Origin of the sequence: Streptomyces sp. NRRL F-5630, from assembly GCF_000719475.1 — a bacterium.
Classification (GTDB): Bacteria; Actinomycetota; Actinomycetes; order Streptomycetales; family Streptomycetaceae; genus Streptomyces.
Map to the genome: position 1 here is coordinate 1 of NZ_JOGO01000093.1, position 20,811 is coordinate 20,811.

The 20,811-nt window shown below is 74.6% G+C and carries 19 protein-coding genes; 11 read left to right on the forward strand and 8 right to left on the reverse strand.

Annotated elements, in window-relative coordinates:
* Nucleotides 1-423 precede the first annotated feature (423 nt).
* Nucleotides 424-2,193 carry an acetyl/propionyl/methylcrotonyl-CoA carboxylase subunit alpha gene (locus tag IF99_RS0127395; protein WP_031000540.1) on the reverse strand — a complete coding sequence of 590 codons (1,770 nt, stop codon included), beginning with the start codon at nucleotides 2,191-2,193 and terminating at the stop codon, nucleotides 424-426.
* Between the two features lie 409 nt (nucleotides 2,194-2,602).
* On the opposite strand from IF99_RS0127395, the gene IF99_RS0127400 reads away from it, so the two are divergent.
* Nucleotides 2,603-3,037, forward strand: a complete 435-nt coding sequence (locus IF99_RS0127400; protein WP_234340881.1) for a hypothetical protein — start codon at nucleotides 2,603-2,605, stop codon at nucleotides 3,035-3,037.
* Here IF99_RS0127400 and IF99_RS0127405 read toward each other — a convergent pair.
* Both IF99_RS0127405 and mmpB read right to left on the reverse strand, forming a co-directional pair.
* On the reverse strand, nucleotides 3,015-3,644 hold the full coding sequence (locus tag IF99_RS0127405; RefSeq protein ID WP_031000544.1) for a Maf family protein: 630 nt from the start codon (nucleotides 3,642-3,644) through the stop codon (nucleotides 3,015-3,017). The two genes, IF99_RS0127400 and IF99_RS0127405, sit on opposite strands and share 23 nt — an antisense overlap.
* A gap of 32 nt (nucleotides 3,645-3,676) precedes the next feature.
* Nucleotides 3,677-3,817 carry a morphogenic membrane protein MmpB gene (gene mmpB, locus IF99_RS34500; RefSeq protein WP_199806573.1) on the reverse strand — a complete coding sequence of 47 codons (141 nt, stop codon included), beginning with the start codon at nucleotides 3,815-3,817 and terminating at the stop codon, nucleotides 3,677-3,679.
* Between the two features lie 173 nt (nucleotides 3,818-3,990).
* On the opposite strand from mmpB, the gene IF99_RS0127415 reads away from it, so the two are divergent.
* From IF99_RS0127415 to hutH, 5 genes are all read left to right on the forward strand, one after another.
* Nucleotides 3,991-4,860, forward strand: a complete 870-nt coding sequence (locus IF99_RS0127415) for a biotin--[acetyl-CoA-carboxylase] ligase (protein WP_031000546.1) — start codon at nucleotides 3,991-3,993, stop codon at nucleotides 4,858-4,860.
* 73 nt (nucleotides 4,861-4,933) lie between these two features.
* A complete protein-coding gene (locus tag IF99_RS0127420; RefSeq protein ID WP_078655305.1) occupies nucleotides 4,934-6,394 on the forward strand; it encodes an adenylate/guanylate cyclase domain-containing protein in 1,461 nt (486 codons plus the stop codon).
* A 161-nt stretch (nucleotides 6,395-6,555) separates the two neighbouring features.
* Nucleotides 6,556-7,380 carry an enoyl-CoA hydratase/isomerase family protein gene (locus IF99_RS0127425; protein WP_031000550.1) on the forward strand — a complete coding sequence of 275 codons (825 nt, stop codon included), beginning with the start codon at nucleotides 6,556-6,558 and terminating at the stop codon, nucleotides 7,378-7,380.
* A gap of 110 nt (nucleotides 7,381-7,490) precedes the next feature.
* A complete protein-coding gene (locus tag IF99_RS0127430; RefSeq protein WP_234340882.1) occupies nucleotides 7,491-8,768 on the forward strand; it encodes a GGDEF domain-containing protein in 1,278 nt (425 codons plus the stop codon).
* Between the two features lie 145 nt (nucleotides 8,769-8,913).
* The gene (gene hutH, locus IF99_RS0127435) at nucleotides 8,914-10,461 is read left to right on the forward strand and encodes a histidine ammonia-lyase (protein ID WP_031000554.1); all 1,548 of its coding nucleotides are present in this window, start codon (nucleotides 8,914-8,916) and stop codon (nucleotides 10,459-10,461) included.
* 185 nt (nucleotides 10,462-10,646) lie between these two features.
* On the opposite strand, the gene IF99_RS0127440 is transcribed toward hutH, so the two are convergent.
* Nucleotides 10,647-10,937, reverse strand: a complete 291-nt coding sequence (locus IF99_RS0127440) for a tat (twin-arginine translocation) pathway signal sequence (protein ID WP_234340883.1) — start codon at nucleotides 10,935-10,937, stop codon at nucleotides 10,647-10,649.
* Between the two features lie 415 nt (nucleotides 10,938-11,352).
* On the opposite strand from IF99_RS0127440, the gene IF99_RS0127445 reads away from it, so the two are divergent.
* The 3 genes from IF99_RS0127445 to IF99_RS0127455 all read left to right on the forward strand — a co-directional run bounded on the left by IF99_RS0127445 (nucleotide 11,353) and on the right by IF99_RS0127455 (nucleotide 15,057).
* A complete protein-coding gene (locus tag IF99_RS0127445) occupies nucleotides 11,353-12,606 on the forward strand; it encodes a L,D-transpeptidase (RefSeq protein ID WP_031000559.1) in 1,254 nt (417 codons plus the stop codon).
* 148 nt (nucleotides 12,607-12,754) lie between these two features.
* Nucleotides 12,755-14,230 carry an ABC transporter permease gene (locus IF99_RS0127450; RefSeq protein ID WP_031000562.1) on the forward strand — a complete coding sequence of 492 codons (1,476 nt, stop codon included), beginning with the start codon at nucleotides 12,755-12,757 and terminating at the stop codon, nucleotides 14,228-14,230.
* Between the two features lie 140 nt (nucleotides 14,231-14,370).
* A complete protein-coding gene (locus IF99_RS0127455; RefSeq protein ID WP_031000564.1) occupies nucleotides 14,371-15,057 on the forward strand; it encodes an ABC transporter ATP-binding protein in 687 nt (228 codons plus the stop codon).
* A 147-nt stretch (nucleotides 15,058-15,204) separates the two neighbouring features.
* Here IF99_RS0127455 and IF99_RS0127460 read toward each other — a convergent pair whose 3' ends face one another.
* A complete protein-coding gene (locus tag IF99_RS0127460) occupies nucleotides 15,205-16,140 on the reverse strand; it encodes a helix-turn-helix domain-containing protein (RefSeq protein ID WP_031000566.1) in 936 nt (311 codons plus the stop codon).
* 194 nt (nucleotides 16,141-16,334) lie between these two features.
* Here IF99_RS0127460 and IF99_RS0127465 point away from each other — a divergent pair, with 194 nt between their 5' ends.
* Nucleotides 16,335-17,384, forward strand: coding sequence for an NAD(P)-dependent alcohol dehydrogenase (locus IF99_RS0127465; protein WP_031000568.1), 1,050 nt, complete (start codon nucleotides 16,335-16,337; stop codon nucleotides 17,382-17,384).
* 152 nt (nucleotides 17,385-17,536) lie between these two features.
* Here IF99_RS0127465 and IF99_RS35245 read toward each other — a convergent pair whose 3' ends face one another.
* Nucleotides 17,537-18,643, reverse strand: coding sequence for a hypothetical protein (locus IF99_RS35245; RefSeq protein WP_031000570.1), 1,107 nt, complete (start codon nucleotides 18,641-18,643; stop codon nucleotides 17,537-17,539).
* 156 nt (nucleotides 18,644-18,799) lie between these two features.
* Between IF99_RS35245 and IF99_RS0127475 the strand changes: the two genes are divergently transcribed.
* Nucleotides 18,800-19,948 (forward strand): cystathionine gamma-synthase, encoded by a 1,149-nt coding sequence (locus IF99_RS0127475; protein WP_031000572.1) that lies wholly within the window; start codon nucleotides 18,800-18,802, stop codon nucleotides 19,946-19,948.
* Between the two features lie 27 nt (nucleotides 19,949-19,975).
* Here the strand turns inward: IF99_RS0127475 and IF99_RS35250 are convergent, their stop codons facing one another.
* On the reverse strand, nucleotides 19,976-20,230 hold the full coding sequence (locus IF99_RS35250) for a hypothetical protein (protein WP_031000574.1): 255 nt from the start codon (nucleotides 20,228-20,230) through the stop codon (nucleotides 19,976-19,978).
* Nucleotides 20,227-20,742, reverse strand: coding sequence for a sigma factor-like helix-turn-helix DNA-binding protein (locus IF99_RS0127485; protein WP_031000575.1), 516 nt, complete (start codon nucleotides 20,740-20,742; stop codon nucleotides 20,227-20,229). The genes IF99_RS35250 and IF99_RS0127485 overlap by 4 nt, the downstream gene beginning before the upstream one ends.
* Nucleotides 20,743-20,811: the final 69 nt, after the last annotated feature.

Below are 20,811 nucleotides of genomic sequence, written 5' to 3' on the forward strand. Positions count from 1 at the left end.
CCCGGTCCCCGCGGGGGCCCTCCCACCCCCCTGCCGCTTCCCCCCTCCCCCCCCCCGCCCTGCTCGCCCATCGCCCCCGCCGCGCCCGCCGCGCCCGGGGGACGGTGGCTGTGGGGGCGGGTCGGGCGCGATGGGCGAGCAGGGCGGGGCGGGGCAGGGGGAACGCGGCAGGGCGGTGGACGCGCACCGGCGGTAACGGGCCCGGGTACAGCGGGACCGGCCGGTCGCTCGTACGGGCGGGGCGGCGGCGCGCCGAACCGTACGAGCCGCCCGGCCCTGCCCGGGCCCCGGACGGACCGCGTCCGGGGCCCCGCGGTGGGGCCGAGCGCCGTCCTCCGCGCGGCGGACGGCGGTACGGCTGCGGGCGGGGCCCGTCGTGGGGTCCCGCCCGCAGCCGTACCACCGCGCTCGGCGGCCTCCGGGTCAGTCCTTGATCTCGCAGATGACCGTGCCGGAGCTGAGCGAGGCGCCGACCGCGACGTCCAGGCCCTTGACCGTCCCGGAGCGGTGGGCCGTCAGGGGCTGCTCCATCTTCATGGCCTCCAGGACCACGATCAGGTCGCCCTCCGCGACCTGCTGGCCCTCCTCGACGGCGACCTTCACGATCGTGCCCTGCATCGGCGAGGCGAGCGTGTCGCCCGAGGCGGCCGGGCCGCTCTTGCGGGCCGCGCGGCGCTTCGGCTTGGCGCCCGCCGCCAGGCCCGTACGGGCGAGGGACATGCCGAGGCGGGCCGGGAGGGAGACCTCCAGGCGCTTGCCGCCGACCTCGACGACGATGTTCTCGCGGTCCTCGTCGTCGGCGGAGCCGTCCGCCGGGGCGGCGAAGGGCTTGATCTCGTTGACGAACTCGGTCTCGATCCACCGGGTGTGGATCGTGAACGGGTCCGTGGAGCCGGTCAGTTCGGGGGCGAAGGCCGGGTCCTCGACCACGGCGCGGTGGAAGGGGATCGCCGTCGCCATGCCCTCGACGCGGAAGTCAGCGAGGGCGCGCGCGGAGCGCTCCAGGGCCTCCTTGCGGGTACGGCCCGTGACGATCAGCTTGGCGAGCAGCGAGTCCCACGCCGGGCCGATGACCGTGCCCGACTCGACCCCCGCGTCCAGGCGCACGCCCGGACCGCTCGGCGGCGCGAAGGTCGTGACCGTGCCGGGGGCGGGCAGGAAGCCGCGCCCCGGGTCCTCGCCGTTGATGCGGAACTCGAAGGAGTGGCCGCGCAGTTCGGGGTCGCCGTAGCCCAGCTCCTCGCCGTCGGCGATGCGGAACATCTCGCGCACGAGGTCGATGCCAGCGACCTCCTCGGTCACCGGGTGCTCGACCTGGAGGCGCGTGTTGACCTCCAGGAAGGAGATCGTGCCGTCGTTGCCGACCAGGAACTCGACGGTCCCGGCGCCGACGTAACCGGCCTCCTTGAGGATCGCCTTCGACGCGCGGTACAGCTCGGCGACCTGGGCCTCGCTCAGGAACGGCGCGGGCGCCTCCTCGACGAGCTTCTGGTGGCGGCGCTGGAGCGAGCAGTCGCGGGTCGAGACGACGACGACGTTGCCGTGCTGGTCGGCGAGGCACTGGGTCTCGACGTGCCGGGGGCGGTCGAGGTAGCGCTCGACGAAGCACTCGCCGCGCCCGAAGGACACGACCGCCTCGCGCACCGCCGAGTCGTACAGCTCGGGGACCTCTTCGAGCGTGCGGGCGACCTTGAGGCCGCGACCGCCGCCACCGAAGGCCGCCTTGATCGCGATGGGGAGCCCGTGCTCCCGCGCGAAGGCCACGACCTCATCGGCGCCCGAGACCGGGTCGGGCGTGCCCGCGACGAGCGGCGCACCGGCGCGCTGCGCGATGTGACGCGCGGCGACCTTGTCGCCGAGGTCGCGGATCGCGGCGGGGGGCGGGCCGATCCAGGTCAGCCCGGCGTCGAGGACGGCCTGGGCGAACTCGGCGTTCTCGGAGAGGAAGCCGTACCCCGGGTGCACGGCGTCCGCGCCGGACTCGGCGGCGGCGTGCAGCACCTTCGCGATGTCGAGGTAGCTCGTCGCGGGCGTGTCACCGCCCAGCGCGTACGCCTCGTCGGCCGCCCGCACGTGAGGCGCGTCCCGGTCCGGCTCCGCGTACACCGCTACGCTGCCGATGCCCGCGTCGCGGCAGGCCCGGGCGACCCGGACGGCGATTTCACCGCGGTTGGCGATGAGCACCTTGCGCACGATGGCTCCCTTTTCTCGCTCTTCGTCCCTGGGGGCGGGCCCCGACGCGTACGAACACGCCGAGTTTAGGGACAGCCGACACGAGGCGCCGGAGGCGGCCCGGTGGTGAGTTTGCCCACACCAGCCGCCCCGCGACCCCAGGCGAACGGACGAAAGTCCATGTACAGGGCCCTGAACCACTTCAGCGTAGCCCTGCCCGAGGGGCGGGGTCTCTGTCCGCCCGTGCCGCGAGGGGCGGGGTTTCTTTGTGGGGATTCGACTAAAGAGGGCGGGATTCTTTGCGCCTCGGCCGGGCCGGTGTCTCGCGCGGACCCTTGCCGGGCCGCCTACTCGTCAGTAGCGTGCGCGAGAGCCATGCGTACCCCCGGTAACAGTGGTTGCGGGGGCGGAACGGAAGCGGGTGCCGAGGATGACGCGGACCGTGGCGGCCTGGGTGACGGGCTGCGTCCTGTTGCTGGAGACCTTCGGGATCATCCTGCTCTGCCTCACGCTCGGCGCCGTCGTCGGCGACCAGTCCATGTCCCTGGCGGGCACCGACCCGGACGCCGTCGTCACCGGCTCGTACGTCCTCGCCGTCGTCGCCGGGCTCTTCCTCTGCGCCTGCGCCGTCGTCGCCCTGCGCTGCGCGGTGCGCCGCCACGCCCCCGGGCGCACGGGCCGAGTCCTGCTGATCGTCGCCGCCGTCGTGCACGGCCTGCTCGCGGCGGTCTCCCTGGCGCTCCTCGGACTCGCCGCCTTCCTCGGCCTGCTCGTCGTCCTCGCGCTGCTCGTCCTCATCCTGGTGAGCCCGGACGCCGCGCCCGCGCCCCCGCACGCCGAGGTCAGTCCTTCCACAACTCCGTGATGGCCACGCCCAGTTCGCGCAGCAGCGCGCGCAGGGTGGGCAAGGAGAGGCCGAGCACGTTGCCGTGGTCGCCCTCGATGCCGTCCACGAACGGGGCCGAACGCCCGTCGAGCGTGAACGCCCCCGCCACGTACAGCGGTTCACCGCTCGCCACGTACGCGGCGATCTCCGCGTCGTCCGGCGTCCCGAACCGCACCGTCGTCGACGCGGTCACCGAGGCGCGCGCACCCGAGCCGGTGTCGATCACGCAGTGCCCGGTACGGAGCACCCCGGCCCGCCCGCGCATCGCCTTCCACCGCGCCGCGGCCTCCTCGGCGTCGGCGGGCTTCCCGTACGCGACGCCGTCGAGGTCGAGCACCGAGTCGCAGCCGACCACGAGCGCGCCCTTCGCGTCCTCGCGCGCGGCGACCACCGCCGCCTTCGCCTCGGCGAGCACGAGCGCCAGCTCACCCGGCGTCGGCGCGCTGATCGCCTCCTCGTCCACGCCGCTCACGATCACCTCGGGATCGAGTCCGGCCTGGCGCAGCAGGCCGAGCCGCGCGGGGGACTGCGAGGCGAGGACGAGACGGCGGCGGGGAGCGGGGGAGTGCGAACCGAGTGCGGGCATGGGAGTGATCGTAGGCGGTACGCCGTGCGCCCTCACACGTATCCGCCGAGCCCGAGGAGCAGCATCGCGAGCACCATGACGCACGCGAGGAGCACACCCGCGCGGTGCAGCTTCTTCTGCGCCGCGCGCCACTCCTCGGGCGGCTCGTGTTGATCCCGGTCCGACCACAGCATGGGTTCCAGGCTGCGACCGCCGGGGTGCCGCGCGCCTGAGTACGCATACCTAAGAGGACGGCGGCGGGGCGCGTGCGCCGGGGGAGGGGCCGGGTGGCCCGCGACGCGCCCCGGGGCCGGGCGAACGCGGTGGGCCGGGCGGGGAGGCCCTCGGAGCGTGGTGGGGTAGGGGCATGAGCAACCCGTACTCCGATCTCGACCGCCCCCCGCTGCACGCCACCGCGCTGCGCCGCGCACTCCTGCGGCCCGGCGGGCTGTGGACCGCGCTCGATGTCGTGCCCCGTACCGGCTCGACCAACACCGACCTGCGCGAACGCTCCGCCGGCACCCCCGAGGGCACGGTCCTCGTCGCCGAGGAGCAGACGGGCGCCCGGGGCAGGCTCGACCGCCGCTGGAGCGCCCCGCCGCGCTCCGGGCTCTTCTTCTCCGTCCTGCTGCGCCCCGAGGTCCCGCCCGCGCGGCTCGGCTGGCTGCCCCTCCTCGCCGGAGTCGCCCTCGCCACCGCCCTCTCGCGCGCCGCCGGAGTCGACACGGCCCTCAAATGGCCCAACGACCTCCTCCTCACCATCGACGGAGGCGAGCGCAAGGCGGCCGGCATCCTCGCCGAGGCCACGCAGGACGGCGCCGTCGTCCTCGGCATCGGCCTCAACGTGTCGCTGCGCGCCGACGAGCTGCCGGTCCCGACCGCCGGTTCCCTCGCCCTCGCCCACGCCCTCACGCTCGACCGCGACCCGCTGCTCCGCGCGGTCCTGCGCTCGCTCGCCGACTGGTACGGGCGCTGGCAGGAGGCGGACGGGGACCCGGCCGCCTGCGGACTCCAGGCCGCCTACGCGGCGGGGTGCTCCACGCTCGGGCGGCGGGTGCGGGCGGAGCTGCCGGGGGGCGGCGAGCTGGTCGGGGAGGCCGTCGCGCTCGACGGGGACGGCCGGCTCGTCCTTCTGACCCCGGGGGGCGCACAGGAGGCCGTGGGGGCGGGGGACATCGTCCATCTGCGCCCCGCCCCGCACCCGGAGGAACGACAGGGCGGCTCGGGCGGCGAGTGAGCCAGGGCACACCTGCCGTATCGTGGAGCGCGGTCGTGGCGTTGGCCCGCGGCAGAGGGGAAGGGCGCAGGCAGTGACCGTCGACGACACCGGTTCGGGCGAGGGTGGCTCGGCCTCACCGGGCGGCGAACGGCGCGCCCCGGAGGGGGCGGGCGACTCCGCCGGCACCCCTCCCGCACCCAACGACGCCGACCCCGACCCCGCACCGGAGCCGGGCGCGGCGGCCCCGGGCGGCTCCGGCCGCCCCGAGGATCGTCCCGAAGGCTCCGGTCACCCCGACGGCCCCGAGGGCTCAAACGGCTCGCTCGGCTCCGAGGGCGTGGACGGCTCGGAGCGGTCCGAGGACCCCGGCGGCTCCGGGCGCGAGCACCTCGTCGAGTGGACGCGGGACCGCGCGGTGGACCGGGGCGAGCACGAGCGCGCCGACCACGCCCCCTCCGTCCCCGGCGCCCCCCGCGACGAGCCGCCCGAGGACGACCCCCTCGCACTGCGCCTCGAAACCCTCATCCTCGGTGCCGAGCGCCGCTATACCCCTTTCCAGGCCGCCCGGACCGCCGGTGTCTCGATGGAGCTGGCCTCGCGTTTCTGGCGGGCCATGGGCTTCGCCGACATAAACCAGGCCAAGGCGCTCACCGAGGCCGATGTCCTCGCCCTGCGCCGCCTCGCCGGTCTCGTCGAGGCCGGGCTGCTCAGCGAGGCGATGGCGGTCCAGGTCGCCCGCTCCACCGGGCAGACCACGGCGCGGCTCGCCGAGTGGCAGATCGACTCCTTCCTCGAAGGGCTCACCGAGCCGCCCGAGCCCGGGATGACCCGTACCGAGGTCACGTATCCGCTGATGGAACTGCTCCTGCCCGAGCTGGAGGAGTTCCTCGTCTACGTGTGGCGGCGCCAGCTCGCGGCGGCGACCGGCCGGGTCGTGCAGGTCAGCGACGACGAGGAGATGGTCGACCGCAGGCTCGCCATCGGCTTCGCCGACCTCGTGGGCTTCACGCGCCTCACGCGCCGCATGGAGGAGGAAGAGGTCGGCGAACTCGTCGAGGCGTTCGAGACCACCTCGGCCGACCTCGTCGCGGCCCGTGGCGGGCGCCTCGTCAAGACCCTCGGCGACGAGGTGCTCTTCGCCGCCGACGACGCCGGGGTGGCCGCCGAGATCGCGCTGCGCCTCATCGAGACCCTCTCGGGCGACGAGACGATGCCCGAACTCCGCGTCGGCATCGCCTTCGGCACCGTCGCGACCCGGATGGGCGACGTCTTCGGCACGACGGTGAACCTCGCGTCCCGGCTCACCTCGATAGCGCCACGGGACGCCGTCCTCGTCGACTCCGCCTTCGCCGAGGAACTCATCCGCACCGGCGAGGCCCCCGTCTCCGAAACGGCCGCGGCCGAGGAGACGGACCGCGCGGCGAAGGAGGGCGAGCCGCCCCCCGCCTACCGCTTCGCCCTCCAGCCCATGTGGCAGCGCCCGGTCCGCGGCCTCGGCGTCGTCGAACCGTGGCTGCTGACGCGGCGCGCCCCGAAGGAAGACGAGGACTGACCCGGCGGGGCACGGGTGCGGGTGCGCGCTCGCGTGGCCGGGCGCGCGAGACGGCGACCGGCGAGGCGCCCGGCGCGTACCCGCCGAAGACCCCGGTGAATAACGCTCGTTAACATCGGCGGGGACCGCAGTCGGGAGACACACCGAGACCGGAGGCCGCCGTGCCCGTCACCGCAGAGAACCCCGAAGTCCCCGCCGAGCGCCGCTACGGCAGTGACATCCTCGTCCGCCGGCACGGCCACGTCGCCGAACTCGTGCTGGACCGGCCGCGGGCGCTCAACGCCGTCGCGACCGCAACCGCCGAGGCACTCCGTGCGGCCTGCGGGGACCTCGCCGACGATCGCGCGGTGCGGGCGGTCGTGCTCACCTCGTCCGCCGAGCGGGCCTTCTGCGTGGGCGCCGACCTCAAGGAGCGCAACTCCCTCAGCGACGCGGAGCTGATGCGGCAGCGCCCCGTGACCCGCGCCGCGTACACCGCCGTGCTCGACCTGCCGGTGCCCGCCGTCGCCGCCGTGCACGGCTTCGCGCTGGGCGGCGGTTACGAGATCGCCCTCGCCTGCGACCTGATCGTGGCGGACCCGAGCGCCGTCGTGGGCCTGCCCGAGGTCTCCGTGGGCGTCATCCCGGGCGGCGGCGGCACGCAACTGCTACCGCGCCGCGTCGGCGCCGCCCGCGCCGCCGAACTCGTCTTCACGGCGCGCCGCGTCCCGGCCGCCGAGGCGAAGGACCTGGGCCTGATCGACGTCCTGGTGGGGGAGGGCGAGGACCGTACGGAAGCCCTCGCGCTCGGCGCCCGCATCGCGGCCCACTCCCCCCACGGCCTCCGCGCCGCCAAGCGCGCCCTGCGCCTCGGGCAGGGGCTCGACCTCCGGGCGGGCCTGGAGGTCGAGGACGCCGCCTGGCGCTCGGTCGCCACGTCCGGGGACCGCGCGGAGGGGGTGGCGGCCTTCAACGAGAAGCGGAAGCCGCAGTGGCCGCAGGAGTGAGGACAGCGGGAGGGAGGGGGACCGCCCGGCCGCCCCGAGACCGCTCCGCGTGTTCACTCTCCGTAGTCGCTCATCCGGCAGACCCCTCGTCACCTGCCTAAAGTGGCCGAATGAGCGACGGAGCGGAGGACGCCCGGTTGCGGGCTGTCGTGGAGCTGGCGCAGGCCATGGCCGTGGCGCGCTCCGCTCGGGAGACGTGGCGCGCGGCGGCGCGGGGGGCGCGGCGGGCGCTCGGGGGGAGCTTCGCCGCCCTGTCGGTGTGGGAGCGGGGGCCCGGACGGCTGCGGGTGCTCGTCAACGAGGGGCAGCGGGCGCCGGGCGAGGAGGAGTTCCCCGAGGACGAGACGTATCCCGTGCACCGCTTTCCCGAGATCACCGAGTTCCTGCACGAGCGGTGGGCGCGCGGCGGCGCCCCGCACGCCTGGGTCGAGACCGCCGAGGGCCCGGCCGGGGGCGAGGCCGGGTACTGCCACCAGCGGGTCGCGGCGCTCCGGCGCCGGGGCCGGGGCGCCTGCGTCGTCGCCCCGCTCGTGCTCGACGGGCGCGCCTGGGGCGAGCTGTACGTGGCGCGGGCCGCGGGGGCGCCGGTGTTCGGGCAGGCGGAGGCCGGGCTCGCGACCGTGCTCGCCGCCGTCGTCGCCGCCGGTCTCGCGCAGCTCCACCGTCTGGAGGAGGCCCGCAGGCTCGCCTTCACCGACCCGCTCACCGGGCTCGCCAACCGCCGCCTCGTCGACCAGCGCCTCGACGAGGCGCTGGAGCGGCACCGCGCGGAAGGGCTCGTCCTGAGCCTTGTCGTGTGCGACCTCAACGGGCTCAAGCGGGTCAACGACACCCAGGGCCACGCGGTCGGCGACCACCTCCTCGAACGCTTCGGCTGCGTGCTCTCGCGCGGCGCGGCGCGCCTTGGCGCGGGCACGCTCGCCGCGCGCCTCGGCGGCGACGAGTTCTGCCTCCTCGCGCTGGGCCCCGGCGCGGACGAGGTCGTCGCCGTCGCCGAGGAGGTCTGCGCGGCGGCGTACGCGCTCGACGTCGGCGAGGGCGTCGCGTGCGGCGTCGCCTCGACGGGCGACGCCATCGGCCCCCTCACCTCGGCCCGCCGCCTCTTCCGCCTCGCGGACGCCGCGCAGTACGAGGCGAAGGGCCTCGCCGCCCGCCGCCCCGTGGTCGCCGGGCGCGAGGGGAGCGACGACCCGGTGGTCCGTCTCGCGGACGCCGTCCGTACGGACCCGGACGACGCCCGTCAGGAGACCCCCGGGCACGGCGCCGCTCCCGCGCCCCCCACGGAACGCCGCCGCATCCGCGGCAGACGCCGCCCCGAGCGGCCGGAGGAGCCCCGCCCCGACCGGCCCGGCGGATCTCCCGGCCCCCCGGACGCCCCGCGCGACTGAGCCGGGAGCCCCCGCGCCTGCCCCTACGCGGGCGCGCGACCCGCCCGCCGCCGCCTCGCGCCCCCCGTCCCCGACCCGCGCCCGTCCGATCCGCTCCCCGCCCTGTTGTCCCGTCGATTCATTTCGTAGGGTCGTGAATATGGATATGCACACTGTGGTGCTCGGGTCGAGCGGTGTCACCGCTGCCGAGACCCTCGCCGTGGCCCGCGCGGACGCGCGGGTCGAGCTGGGCGCCGAGGCGCGCGAGGCACTCGCGAAGGCGCGCGCGACGATCGACGCGCTCGCCGAGAAGCCCGAGCCGGTCTACGGCGTCTCGACGGGCTTCGGGGCGCTCGCGAGCCGGCACATCGCCCCCGGGCTGCGCGCCAGGCTCCAGCGCAACATCGTCCGCTCGCACGCCGCCGGGATGGGCCCGCGCGTCGAGCGCGAGGTGGTGCGGGCGCTGATGTTCCTGCGCCTGAAGACGGTGTGCTCGGGGCGCACGGGCGTACGCCCCGAGGTGGCGCAGGCGATGGCCGACCTGCTCAACGCGGGGATCACCCCCGTCGTCCACGAGTACGGCTCGCTCGGCTGCTCCGGCGACCTCGCCCCGCTCAGCCACTGCGCCCTGACCCTCATGGGCGAGGGCGACGCGGAGGGCCCGGACGGCGTCGTGCGGCCCGCGGGGGAACTGCTCGAAGCGCACGGCCTCCGGCCCGTCGAGCTGCGCGAGAAGGAGGGGCTCGCGCTCCTCAACGGCACGGACGGCATGCTCGGCATGCTGCTGATGGCCCTCGACGACCTCGCGCGCCTCTACACGTCCGCCGACATCACCGCCGCGCTCTCGCTCGAAGCGTTGCTCGGCACGCGGAAGGTCCTCGCCCCCGAGATCCAGGCCATCCGCCCGCACCCGGGCCAGGCGGCGAGCGCCGCGAACATGCTCAAGGTCCTCGCGCACTCGGGACTCACCGGGCACCACCAGGACGAGGCCCCGCGCGTGCAGGACGCCTACTCGGTGCGCTGCGCCCCCCAGGTCGCGGGCGCGGGCCGCGACACGCTCGCCCACGCCCGTACGGTCGCCGAGCGCGAACTCGCCGCCGCCGTGGACAACCCCGTCGTCCTGGAGGACGGCCGCGTCGAGTCCAACGGCAACTTCCACGGCGCCCCGGTCGCCTACGTGCTCGACTTCCTCGCGATCGCCGCCGCCGATCTCGCCTCGATCGCCGAGCGCCGCACGGACCGGCTCCTCGACAAGAACCGCTCGCACGGGCTGCCGCCGTTCCTCGCCGACGACGCGGGCGTGGACTCCGGGCTGATGATCGCCCAGTACACGCAGGCGGCGCTGGTCAGCGAGCTGAAGCGGCTCGCCGCTCCTGCCTCGGTGGACTCGATCCCGTCCTCGGCGATGCAGGAGGACCACGTCTCCATGGGCTGGTCGGCGGCGCGCAAGCTCCGGACGGCCGTGGCGAACCTGACGCGGGTCGTGGCCGTCGAGCTGTACGCGGCGACGCGGGCGCTGGAGATCCGTACGGCCGACGGCGGGCCGCGCGCCTCGGACGGTGGCCGCGCGGCGCTCGACGCGGTGCGCGCGGCGGGGGTGCTCGGCGCGGGGCCCGACCGCTTCCTCGCGCCCGACCTCGCCGCGGCGGAGACCTTCGTCCGCGAGGGCGGCCTCGTGCGCGCCGTCGAGGCGGCCGTGGGCCCGCTGGCCTGAGCCGCACGCCCGGTCCCCGCGGGGACCGGGCGCCTCACGCGCCGCGGCCCGTACGACGAGTGAGGCCCGTAGGGCCCGAAGTCCCCCCAGCCTGAAGCCGGTACCGGCCGAGGTCTGTACCGGCCGAAATCTTCACCGCCGAAGTCCGTACCGCTCGAAGCCTGTACGGGCTCGACTCCGTAGTCCTAGACCGCCGCGTCCGCGAACGGCTCGTGCCGCCCGCGCCTGACCGCGACCGTGACGCACGCCGCGCCGATGCCGAGCGAGGCGAGGCCGCCCACGAGGTACGGGGTCGTGTCCACCCCGCCCGTGTCGGCGAGGCGGTCCCCGTCCGTCGTGGCGGTGGCCGTGGCGGCGACCTCGGTACGGGCGGGTGCCGCCGCCGCGTCCGGGGCCGAGGGAACGAAGGACAGCGCGCAGAGCACGGCCGCCGAGGCCGTGGCGGTCAGGAGGGACCTGCGGGCGACGGAGGACATGAAGGGCATCTCCCTTGACGCACGGGGACGGTGGGGGACGACGGGGGACGGGGCGGCCGGTGGTGTCCCGGGCGGCCCTGGGCGCGATGCTAGTGAGGGACGGCGGGTACGCGAAAGCGGTGCGCGCGAGGCGGTACGGGCGGCGCGCCGTGCGAGGCGCACGCATCGGCTCCCCGACGTGGGGAAAACGTCCTGCAAGGACGGCAACCGCGGGGCCGCGATCCTCGTCTCAAGGGGAAACAGTGATCCCCGAGCCCGCCGGGACGTGGCGTTGCCCACATTCCCGGGGGCGCGCCATCGGACCGGTCGAACGGTTGTTGTAGACAGGGACGACGCGTGGTTGCCCTCGGCAGCCGTGCGCCCTGTGCATTTTCCGGGGGCACTGCGGGATTCGGCGACGATGGAGAAGCGAGTGATGACGGTCAGCAAGCGGCGCAAGGCTCTTGCCGCCGCCTCCGCCGTACTGGGCGGAGTGCTGGTGCTCTCCGCCTGCGGCGGTGGCGACGACAACGGCGACAAGGCGGACGGGAAGAACGGCGGCGGTCAGTCGCAGGTCGACAAGTCCGCCGCCGAGAAGGCGTCGGCCGCGCGAATAAAGATCGCCCCCAAGAACGGCTCGAACGCCGCCAGCATCAACAACGCGGGCCGGGTCACGGTCAGCAAGGGCTCGCTCACCGAGGTCTCGCTGACCGCCGCGGACGGCACCAAGGTCGCGGGGGCCTTCTCGGCCGACAAGACGAGCTGGAAGCCCTCCGCCCAGCTGGAGCGCGCGACGAGCTACAAGGTCAACGCGACGGCCAAGGACAGCGAGGGGCGCGTCGCGCACGAGAACGGCACCTTCACGACCGTCTCGCCGCAGAACAGCTTCATCGGGAACTTCACGCCCGAGGACGGTTCGACGGTCGGCGTCGGTATGCCTGTGTCGATCAACTTCGACAAGGCCATCACCGACAAGAAGGCCGTCCAGGAGGGCATCAAGGTCTCCAGCAGCTCCAACCAGGAGGTCGTCGGTCACTGGTTCGGCAACCAGCGCCTCGACTTCCGGCCCGAGCAGTACTGGCAGGCCGGCTCGACCGTCTCCCTGAAGCTCGACCTCGACGGCGTCGAGGGCGCGAACGGCGTCTTCGGCGTCCAGCAGAAGACCGTCACCTTCAAGATCGGCCGCAGCCAGGTCTCCACCGTCGACGCCCAGTCGAAGACGATGAAGGTCGAGCGGGACGGGAAGGTCGTCAAGACCATCCCGATCTCGGCGGGCTCCCCCGAGAACAAGACCTACGAAGGCCAGATGGTCATCTCGGAGAAGTACAAGCAGACCCGGATGGACGGCTCCACCGTCGGCTTCACCGACGACGACGGCAAGGGCGAGTACGACATCAAGGACGTGCCGCACGCCATGCGGCTCTCCAGCTCCGGCACCTTCATCCACGGCAACTACTGGGGCTCGCCCTCGATCTTCGGGAGCGTCAACACCAGCCACGGCTGCGTGGGTCTCCAGGACGCCAAGGGCGCCAACAACCCGAACACCAACGGCGCCTGGTTCTACGACAATTCGATGATCGGTGACGTCGTCGTGGTCAAGAACACCGGCGACAAGACGGTCTCGCCGGACAACGGCCTCAACGGCTGGAACATGAGCTGGGACCAGTGGAAGCAGGGCTCGGCCGTCTGAGCCCACCCCGCCACCGTCGCCGCGGTCGTCCGTCCGAGGGCCCGCCCCCACTGCCGGGGGCGGGCCCTCGGACGTGTCCCCGCCGCTTCTCACGATCCTTTTATCCAGCCCTTACCCGGCCGTCAGGACCGCTCCCTACGGTCGCCCCATGTTCTTCACCTGTCTGAGGCGCGAGCTGCGCCGCCGCAGAAAAGCGGCCCTCGTCGTCGCCTCCGGGCTCGCTCTGGGCATCGCCCTCGTCATCGTCGTCAACTCGGTCGCGGCCGGGATGAACAAGGCCCAGGACAAGGTCCTCCAGTCCCTGTACGGGCTCGGCACCGACCTCACCGTCACCAAGGCCGCCGCCGCCCCCGGGGAGGGCGGCACCGGCAACCGCCCGCGCTTCGACTTCGACGCGAAGGACAGCGGCGACGACAGCGAGCAGAGCAGCGACCGCGTCATGGTCCAGGGCTTCCAGACCCTGGCCTCCTCGACCGTCACCCGCGTCGCGGAACAGGACGGCGTCGCGCAGGCGGTCGGCGGGATCAGCCTCCAGGTGATGAAGGTCGACGGGCAGTTCGAGCGCGGCGAGTTCCAGCAGGACGGGAGCGGCGGCTCCGGCGGCAGGGGCGCCCCCGGCGGCGGGAACGGCGGGGGAGACCAGCCGCCCAGCGGCGAAGTCAAGGGCGGAGGCGCGCGGTTCGACGTCGACTCGTACTCCGTCTACGGCACCGACGTGGCCCACCCCGCGCTCGGCCCCCTCACCTCCTCCAAGATCACCAAGGGCCGCACCTTCACGAAGAGCGAGACGGACGCGAAGCTCGCCGTCGTCGACAGCGCCTACGCCAAGGAGAAGAAGCTCTCGACGGGGGACAAGCTCACCGTCCACGGCACCACGTTCGCGATCATCGGCATCGCGACGGCGGACAGCGGCGACGCGGCGGCCAACGTGTACGTGCCGCTCCAGCGGGCGCAGACGCTCGCCGACGCGAAGAACAAGGTCACGACGGTCTACGTGCGGGCCACCGACTCCCAGAAGATCGACTCCGTCAAGGCGGCCGTCCTCAAGCAGGTCCCCGGCACCACCGTGACGACCTCGGCCGACCTCGCCGACACCGTCTCCGGCTCGCTCTCCACGGCGTCCTCCCTCGCGACCGGCGTCGGCCGCTGGCTCTCCGTCGTCGTCCTGGCCGCCGCCTTCCTCGTCGCCGGCCTGCTCACGGTCTCGGCGGTGGGGCGCAGGGTGCGGGAGTTCGGCACCCTCAAGGCCCTCGGCTGGTCCAGCGCCCGCGTCAACCGGCAGGTCGTCGGCGAGGCGGTCGTCAACGGGCTCATCGGCGGCGTCCTCGGCATCGCCGTCGGGCTGCTCGGCGCGTGGCTCGTGGGCCTCGTGGGCCCCACGCTCACGGCCCATACCGGCTCCTCGGCGGCGCGCGGTGCGGGCGGCCCCGGCGGCGGCTTCGGCGGCCCGGCGCGGCAGGCGGCGCAGAAGGCCCTCACGGTCTCGCTGGAAGCGCCGGTCTCGGCGACCACGGTGGTCCTCGCGGTGGTACTGGCCCTCGGGGGCGGCCTCGTCGCCGGCGCCTTCGGCGGCTGGCGGGCGACCCGCCTGCGCCCGGCGGACGCGCTGCGCCGCGTCGAGTAGCCCGTACGGGGCGGGGCGGCCCTCGTACGCGCCGCCCCTCCCCGTACCGCCGCCCCGCACCCGCCCCGTACCGGCCCCCGATCCGCTTCCTCACCAGGCCGCGTGGCCGATCGCAGCCCGCGCGCCGGAAAGCAGTACCCATGTACCAGCTCCGCCAGGTCACCAAGGAGTACCGGAGAGGCAAGGACACCGTGCGGGCCCTCGCCGGTGTGGACCTCGGTCTCGACGACGGCGAACGCCTCGTCGTGCAGGGTCCCACCGGCGGCGGCAAGTCCACGCTGCTCCAGCTCCTCGGCGGGCTCGACCGGCCGAGCGCGGGCAGCGTCTCGCTCGACGGCACGGACTTCGCGCGCCTCGGCGAGGCGAAGCTCACCCGGCTCCGCCGCGACCACATCGGCTTCGTCTTCCAGAGCTTCAACCTCATCCCGACGCTCACCGCCCAGGAGAACGTCGAGACCGCGCTCGTGCCGCTCGGCACGCAGAGCGCCGAGCGCCGCGAGCGGGCCGCGCGGGCGCTCGCCTCTGTGGGGCTCGGCGAGCGCGGCAAGCACCTGCCGTCCGAGCTGTCCGGCGGTCAGCAGCAGCGCGTCGCGATCGCCCGCGCGCTCGTCAAGGCACCCAAGGTGCTCCTCGCCGACGAGCCGACGGGCAACCTCGACGAGACGACGCGCGACGAGATCATGGAGCTGCTCGAAGGGCTGTGGGCGGAGCGGAAGTTCACGTTCGTCATGGTCACGCACGACAGCGCCCTCGCCCGTCGCGCGCCCCGGCTCATCACCCTGCGCAAGGGGAAGATCGCCGACGAGAAGACGGCGAAGCCGGTCTGAGCCGCCGCGCCGGGCCCCGGACACGCGCACGTGACGTCCGGGGCCCGCGTACGCCCGTCCCTGTGCCCGGCGCCCCGCGCTCGTACGCGGAGCCGCATGCGCCGGGCCGCCCGTCAGGCGTACGCGCCGCCTGGCCTTCCCCGCCCGTCAGGCGTACGCGCCGCCCGTCCCGCCCTGCCCGTCCCGCCCCCGTGCGACCGCCGTCGCGTCCCGCCCCCAACTGCCCAGGAGCCGCAGCGCCTCCGCCGAGGGGGAACCCGGTTCGGCGTGGTAGACGAAGAGGCTCTGCCCGGCGTCGTCGGGCAGCCGCAGGGTCTCGTACGAGAGGGTCAGCTCGCCGACCAGTGGGTGGCGGAACTCCTTCGTGCCGTGGCTCAGGTCCCGGACCTCGTGTGCCGCCCACAGCCGCCGGAAGTCCTCGCTGTGCAGCGACAACTCACCGATCAGGCCGGTCAGTCCGGTGTCCTCGGAGCAGTACCCGGCGTAGACGCGCAGCGCCCGCACCGTCTCGGCGGCCTTCGCCTCCCAGTCCACGAAGCGGTCGCGGAGCGCGGGTTCGAGGAAGACGAGGCGCGCGAAGTTGCGGTGGTGCGGCGGGAGGGTGCCGAAGTCGTGCAGGAGAGCCGCGGCGAGCCGGTTCCAGCCGAGGATGTCGGTCCGGCCGTCGAGGACGTAGGCGGGCACGTCGAGCGAGTCGAGGAGCGTGCCCAGCGCGGGGCGCAGCGTGGTGGCACAGCCGCGCTTCTTCTTGCGGCCCGGACGGGCGCGCGCGAGGTGGAGCAGGTGCTCGTGCTCGGCGTCGCTCAGCCGCAGCGCGCGGGCGACCGCGTCGAGGACCTCGGCCGAGACATTGCCCGCGTTGCCCTGTTCGAGCCGCGTGTAGTACGCGACCGAGACACCGGCGAGCTGCGCCAGCTCCTCGCGGCGCAGCCCCGGCACCCTGCGCTGCCTGCCCAGCTCGGGCAGCCCCACGTCGCGCGGCTTGAGCCCGGCCCGGCGCAGCCGCAGGAACTCGCTCAGCTCCGCCTTGGGGTCGAGGGCGCCGGGCACCGCGCGGCCGTGCTGGGTGGGGGGAGTGCTCATCCCTCCAGTATCCGCCGGGTGCCCCGGAGTATCCCTGTGAGCCTGTCCCCGCTGGTGGTACGCACGGCAGGCGTACGCCCAAGGGGGGTCTGGGCCGGCGGCCCGGACCGCCGCACACTGGACGACGGCCCGCCCCCGCCTGGCGGGGCCCCCGCGCGGGCCGCGACGATCTACCACGGAGAGTGTTTCCCCGTATGACCAGCCTGACCGCCATCCCCGCCTACGCCGCACCCGCGCCCAAGGCGCCCCTGGAGCGCACCACCATCGCGCGCCGGCCGGTCGGCCCGCACGACGTCCTCATCGAGATCAAGTACGCGGGCATCTGCCACTCCGACATCCACCAGGCCCGCGAGGGCTGGGGCAAGGGCATCTTCCCGATGGTCCCCGGCCACGAGATCGCCGGCATCGTCACCGCGACGGGCTCCGCCGTCACGCGCTACGCGGTCGGCGACCGCGTCGGCGTCGGCTGCTTCGTCGACTCCTGCCGTGAGTGCGAGTACTGCGAGCAGGGCCTGGAGCAGTACTGCGTGCAGGGCACCGTCGCCACGTACAACGGCCGCGAGAAGAACGGCGAGCCCACCTACGGCGGCTACTCCACCCACCTCGTCGTCGACGAGGGGTACGCCGTGCGCATCCCCGAGGGCATCGGGCTCGACGAGGCGGCGCCGCTGCTGTGCGCGGGCATCACGACGTACTCGCCGCTGCGGCACTGGAACGCGGGCCCCGGCAAGCGCGTCGCCGTCGTCGGCCTCGGCGGCCTCGGGCACATGGCCGTCAAGCTCGCCGCCGCGATGGGCGCCGAGGTCACCGTCCTGAGCCAGTCGCTGCGCAAGAAGGACGACGGGCTGCGGCTCGGCGCCACGCACTACCGCGCGACAAGCGACGAGGCCACGTTCGAGGAGCTGCGCGGCAGCTTCGACCTGATCCTCTGCACGGTCAGCGCCCCGCTGCCGCTCGGCTCCTACCTCGGCCTGCTCCGCGTGGACGGCGCCTTCGTCAACGTCGGCGCCCCCGAGGAGCCGAACTCGCTCAACATGTTCTCGCTCATCGCCGGGCGCAAGACCCTCGCGGGCTCCTCGATCGGCGGCATCCCCGAGACGCAGGAGATGCTCGACTTCTGTGCCGAGCACCACCTGGGCGCGGACATCGAGGTCATCCGCGCGGACCAGATCAACGAGGCGTACGAGCGCGTCCTCGCGAGCGACGTCCGCTACCGCTTCGTGATCGACACGGCGACGATCTGACGCGACGGGCCGGGACGAGGGGCGGGGGCGGGGCCGAGGCCGCGCCCCCGCCCCTCACCCGCTTCCGCCCGGCGTCGGCCCACCGCCCGCAGCCCCCGGGCCACACCCGGCCTCAGGGCCCGCCGGGGCGCGGGACCCGCCGCCCCGCGCCCTCATCGCGTCAGCGTCGCCGGGTTGCCGCCGTTCGCCTCGTAGCCCGCCACCGCCAGAGCCCGGTAGAGCGCGTACTCGGCGGCCGGGTCCTCACTCAGGGTCCAGGGGAGGGCGCCCACGTAGCCGTCGACGCGGACGACCTGCTCCATCGCCTCGCTCCACCGCCTCCCCTGGACGAGGAAGCGCAGCAGGAGGTGGCGGACGAGGGGGGCCGCCGGGTCGTCGTGACGGACCGAGCGGACCGCGTACAGCGCGCCGTGCAGCGCCCGCTTGACCACCGCCGTGTCGTGGAAGTCCTGGACGAGGACCACGTCCTCCATGTGGTCGAAGAGCGAGAAGAGCGGCAGCGCCGCGAGCAGCGAACCGCGCGGGGCGCGCGCGGCGGCGGCCTGCGCGAAGGAGTCCGCGAAGTCGGCCGAGCCGTGCCACTTCGCGCTCCAGTACGACAGCGCCGCGAGGTGCGCGCCCATGTGGGCGGGCGCGACGTCGAGGATCTTCAGCCACAGCCGCTCGAAGTCCTCGTGGCTCTCGCCGAGCCCGCGCGCGACCGCGAGCCGCGTGATGTGCGGCACGGGATCGCCGGGCGCGAGGAGCGCCGCCTGCTCGCAGGCCGCGCGCGCCTCCTCCAGGATGATCCGGAACTCGTCCGTGCCCACCGTCGAGGTCCGCCACGCCTGCTGGACGAGGAACTCCGCGTGCACCGCCGCCGCCCCCGCGTCCTTGGGGGCCTCCGCGCGCCACGTCCGCAGCCAGCGCCCGCCCTCGCCCGGGTGCCCCGCCAGCTCCAGCGAGGCCGCCCCCGCGAACGCCTGGACGCGCTGCCAGCGCAGCTCGCCGTGCTTGTCCGTGCCCGCGAGCAGCCGGGCCGCCGCCTGCCAGTCCTGCCCGCCCTGCACGGCCCGCAGCGTACGCAGCAGCTCGTCGTCGGGCCCCGGCAGGCGCACGTCCAGCTCCTCCTGGGGCACGAAGCCGTACGCGGCCGGGTCGGCGGCGTCCGGGTCCCCGGGCCGCGCCAGGCGTATCCCGCCGGCACCGCGCCTGCGGAGCACGGAGGCCACGACGGCGCCGATCAAGAGGACCCCGAACAGGGACCAGAGAATCTCCATACCAACAGCGAACCAGACCGTGAGACGAATGGGCCAACCTCACCTCAAGAACGTGCCAAGGCGGCGTCAAGTGCCCGTACCGCCCGTCTTCTCGAAAACGCTGCCGGACGCCCGTCCGGCACCCGGGCCGTCGCGGGGGCACTACGCTCGGTGCGCATGACCGACAGGTACAACAACTTCGAGACCGTGGCGATCCATGCGGGGAACACCGCCGATCCCCTCACCGGGGCCGTGGTCCCGCCGATCTACCAGGTGTCGACCTACAAGCAGGACGGCGTGGGCGGGCTGCGCGGCGGCTACGAGTACAGCCGCAGCGCCAATCCGACCCGCACCGCGCTGGAGGAGAACCTCGCGGCCCTGGAGGGCGGCCGGCGCGGGCTCGCCTTCGCCTCCGGGCTCGCCGCCGAGGACTGCCTGCTGCGCACGCTCCTCGCCCCGGGCGACCACGTCGTCATCCCCGACGACGCCTACGGCGGCACCTTCCGCCTCTTCGCGAAGGTCGCGAGCCGCTGGGGAGTCGACTTCTCGGTGGCCGACACCTCGGACCCGTCCGCCGTGCGCGCCGCGCTCACGGACCGCACGAAGGCCGTGTGGGTCGAGACCCCCTCGAACCCGCTCCTCGGCATCACCGACATCGCCGCCGTCGCGGCCGTCGCCCACGAGGCCGGGGCGAAGCTCGTCGTCGACAACACCTTCGCGAGCCCCTACCTCCAGCAGCCCCTCGCGCTCGGCGCCGACATCGTCGTGCACTCCATGACGAAGTACATGGGCGGCCACTCCGACGTCGTCGGCGGCGCCCTCGTCGTCTCGGACGAGACCCTCGCCGAGGAACTCGCCTACCACCAGAACGCGATGGGCGCCGTCGCCGGGCCCTTCGACGCCTGGCTCGTGCTGCGCGGCATCAAGACCCTCGCGGTGCGCATGGACCGCCACAGCGAGAACGCCGCCCGCGTCGCCGAGATGCTCACGCGCCACCCCAAGGTGACCCGCGTCCTCTACCCGGGCCTGCCCGAGCACCCGGGCCACGAGATCGCCGCGAAGCAGATGCGGTCCTTCGGCGGGATGGTGTCCTTCCAGGTCGCGGGCGGCGAGGAGGCGGCGGTCGCGGTGTGCGACCGCGCGAAGCTCTTCACGCTCGGCGAGTCCCTCGGCGGCGTCGAATCGCTCCTGGAGCACCCGGGGCGCATGACCCATGCCTCGGCGGCGGGCTCCCCGCTGGAGGTCCCGGCCGACCTCGTGCGCCTCTCGGTGGGCATCGAGAACGCCGACGACCTCCTCGACGACCTGCGCCAGGCCCTGGGCTAGGACGTCTCCCGGAGGCTGACCACTCCCTCACCAGCGCGGATACGAAGGAGTGGTCACCTCCTCGGGCACGGCCCACGGTCGCGCCCGGGCCGCCCACACCGCGAAGACGAGCACCGCGCAGCACAGCAGCACCCACCCCGCCCGCCGCAGCCGCGCCCGCCGCAGCCGCGTGCGGCGCCCCCTCCGCGCCGCCTCGGCCGCCAGCCCCGCGGGCACCAGGGGCACGGCCAGCCCCGCGAGGACGTCCCGTACCCGCGCCTCCTCGCGGTCCGCGAGACTCACGGCTCCGCCCCGGAGACCGGCGGACGCGCCACGAGGTGCGTTCCCCGCGCGCACAGCAGCCGCACCCGGCCGACGGAGAGCCCGAGCAACGCGGCCACCTGCTCCTCGGCGACGCCCTCGTGCAGCCGCAGCACGAGGACGAGCCGCACCCGTGCGGGCAGCGCGGCCAGCGGGCCGCGACCGCGGCGCCTTCGGTACCAGGAGGAGCGGAGGACGAGCGCGACGAGCGCGGCGCGCGTGTGGTCGTAGGGGTCGCCGTCCTCCAGCCGGTCCCAGACGGCGCAGGTACGGGCGAGGGCGCGCCGCAGGAGCGCGAGGGCGAGCGGCGCGGCGGGCGCCGCACGGGTGGGCCCGGTGCCGGAGGGTTCGGGGCCGGGCGGCTGTCCCGCCTCGCCCGTCAGGAGCGCCGCGGTGCGCAGCAGTCTGGGCGCGGCCCCGCCGACGTACGCGGCGAACTCGCGCGCGTCGTCCGGTCGCCGCCGCCGTGCCGCCGCCCGTCCCGCCGAGGCCACCCGTCCCCCCCCCCCCCCCCCCCCCCCCCCCGCCCCCCCCCCCCACCCCACGGGCCGGGCGGGGGAGGG

Bases quoted from the DNA above. Each gene is read 5' to 3' on its own strand.
- IF99_RS0127400 (WP_234340881.1), top strand. From the start codon at position 2,603: ATGACGCGGACCGTGGCGGCCTGGGTGACGGGCTGCGTCCTGTTGCTG.
- IF99_RS0127405 (WP_031000544.1), bottom strand. From the start codon at position 3,644: ATGCCCGCACTCGGTTCGCACTCCCCCGCTCCCCGCCGCCGTCTCGTC.
- mmpB (WP_199806573.1), bottom strand. From the start codon at position 3,817: ATGCTGTGGTCGGACCGGGATCAACACGAGCCGCCCGAGGAGTGGCGC.
- IF99_RS0127415 (WP_031000546.1), top strand. From the start codon at position 3,991: ATGAGCAACCCGTACTCCGATCTCGACCGCCCCCCGCTGCACGCCACC.
- IF99_RS0127430 (WP_234340882.1), top strand. From the start codon at position 7,491: ATGAGCGACGGAGCGGAGGACGCCCGGTTGCGGGCTGTCGTGGAGCTG.
- hutH (WP_031000554.1), top strand. From the start codon at position 8,914: ATGCACACTGTGGTGCTCGGGTCGAGCGGTGTCACCGCTGCCGAGACC.
- IF99_RS0127440 (WP_234340883.1), bottom strand. From the start codon at position 10,937: ATGTCCTCCGTCGCCCGCAGGTCCCTCCTGACCGCCACGGCCTCGGCG.
- IF99_RS0127445 (WP_031000559.1), top strand. From the start codon at position 11,353: ATGACGGTCAGCAAGCGGCGCAAGGCTCTTGCCGCCGCCTCCGCCGTA.
- IF99_RS0127450 (WP_031000562.1), top strand. From the start codon at position 12,755: ATGTTCTTCACCTGTCTGAGGCGCGAGCTGCGCCGCCGCAGAAAAGCG.
- IF99_RS0127455 (WP_031000564.1), top strand. From the start codon at position 14,371: ATGTACCAGCTCCGCCAGGTCACCAAGGAGTACCGGAGAGGCAAGGAC.
- IF99_RS0127460 (WP_031000566.1), bottom strand. From the start codon at position 16,140: ATGAGCACTCCCCCCACCCAGCACGGCCGCGCGGTGCCCGGCGCCCTC.
- IF99_RS0127465 (WP_031000568.1), top strand. From the start codon at position 16,335: ATGACCAGCCTGACCGCCATCCCCGCCTACGCCGCACCCGCGCCCAAG.
- IF99_RS35245 (WP_031000570.1), bottom strand. From the start codon at position 18,643: ATGGAGATTCTCTGGTCCCTGTTCGGGGTCCTCTTGATCGGCGCCGTC.
- IF99_RS0127475 (WP_031000572.1), top strand. From the start codon at position 18,800: ATGACCGACAGGTACAACAACTTCGAGACCGTGGCGATCCATGCGGGG.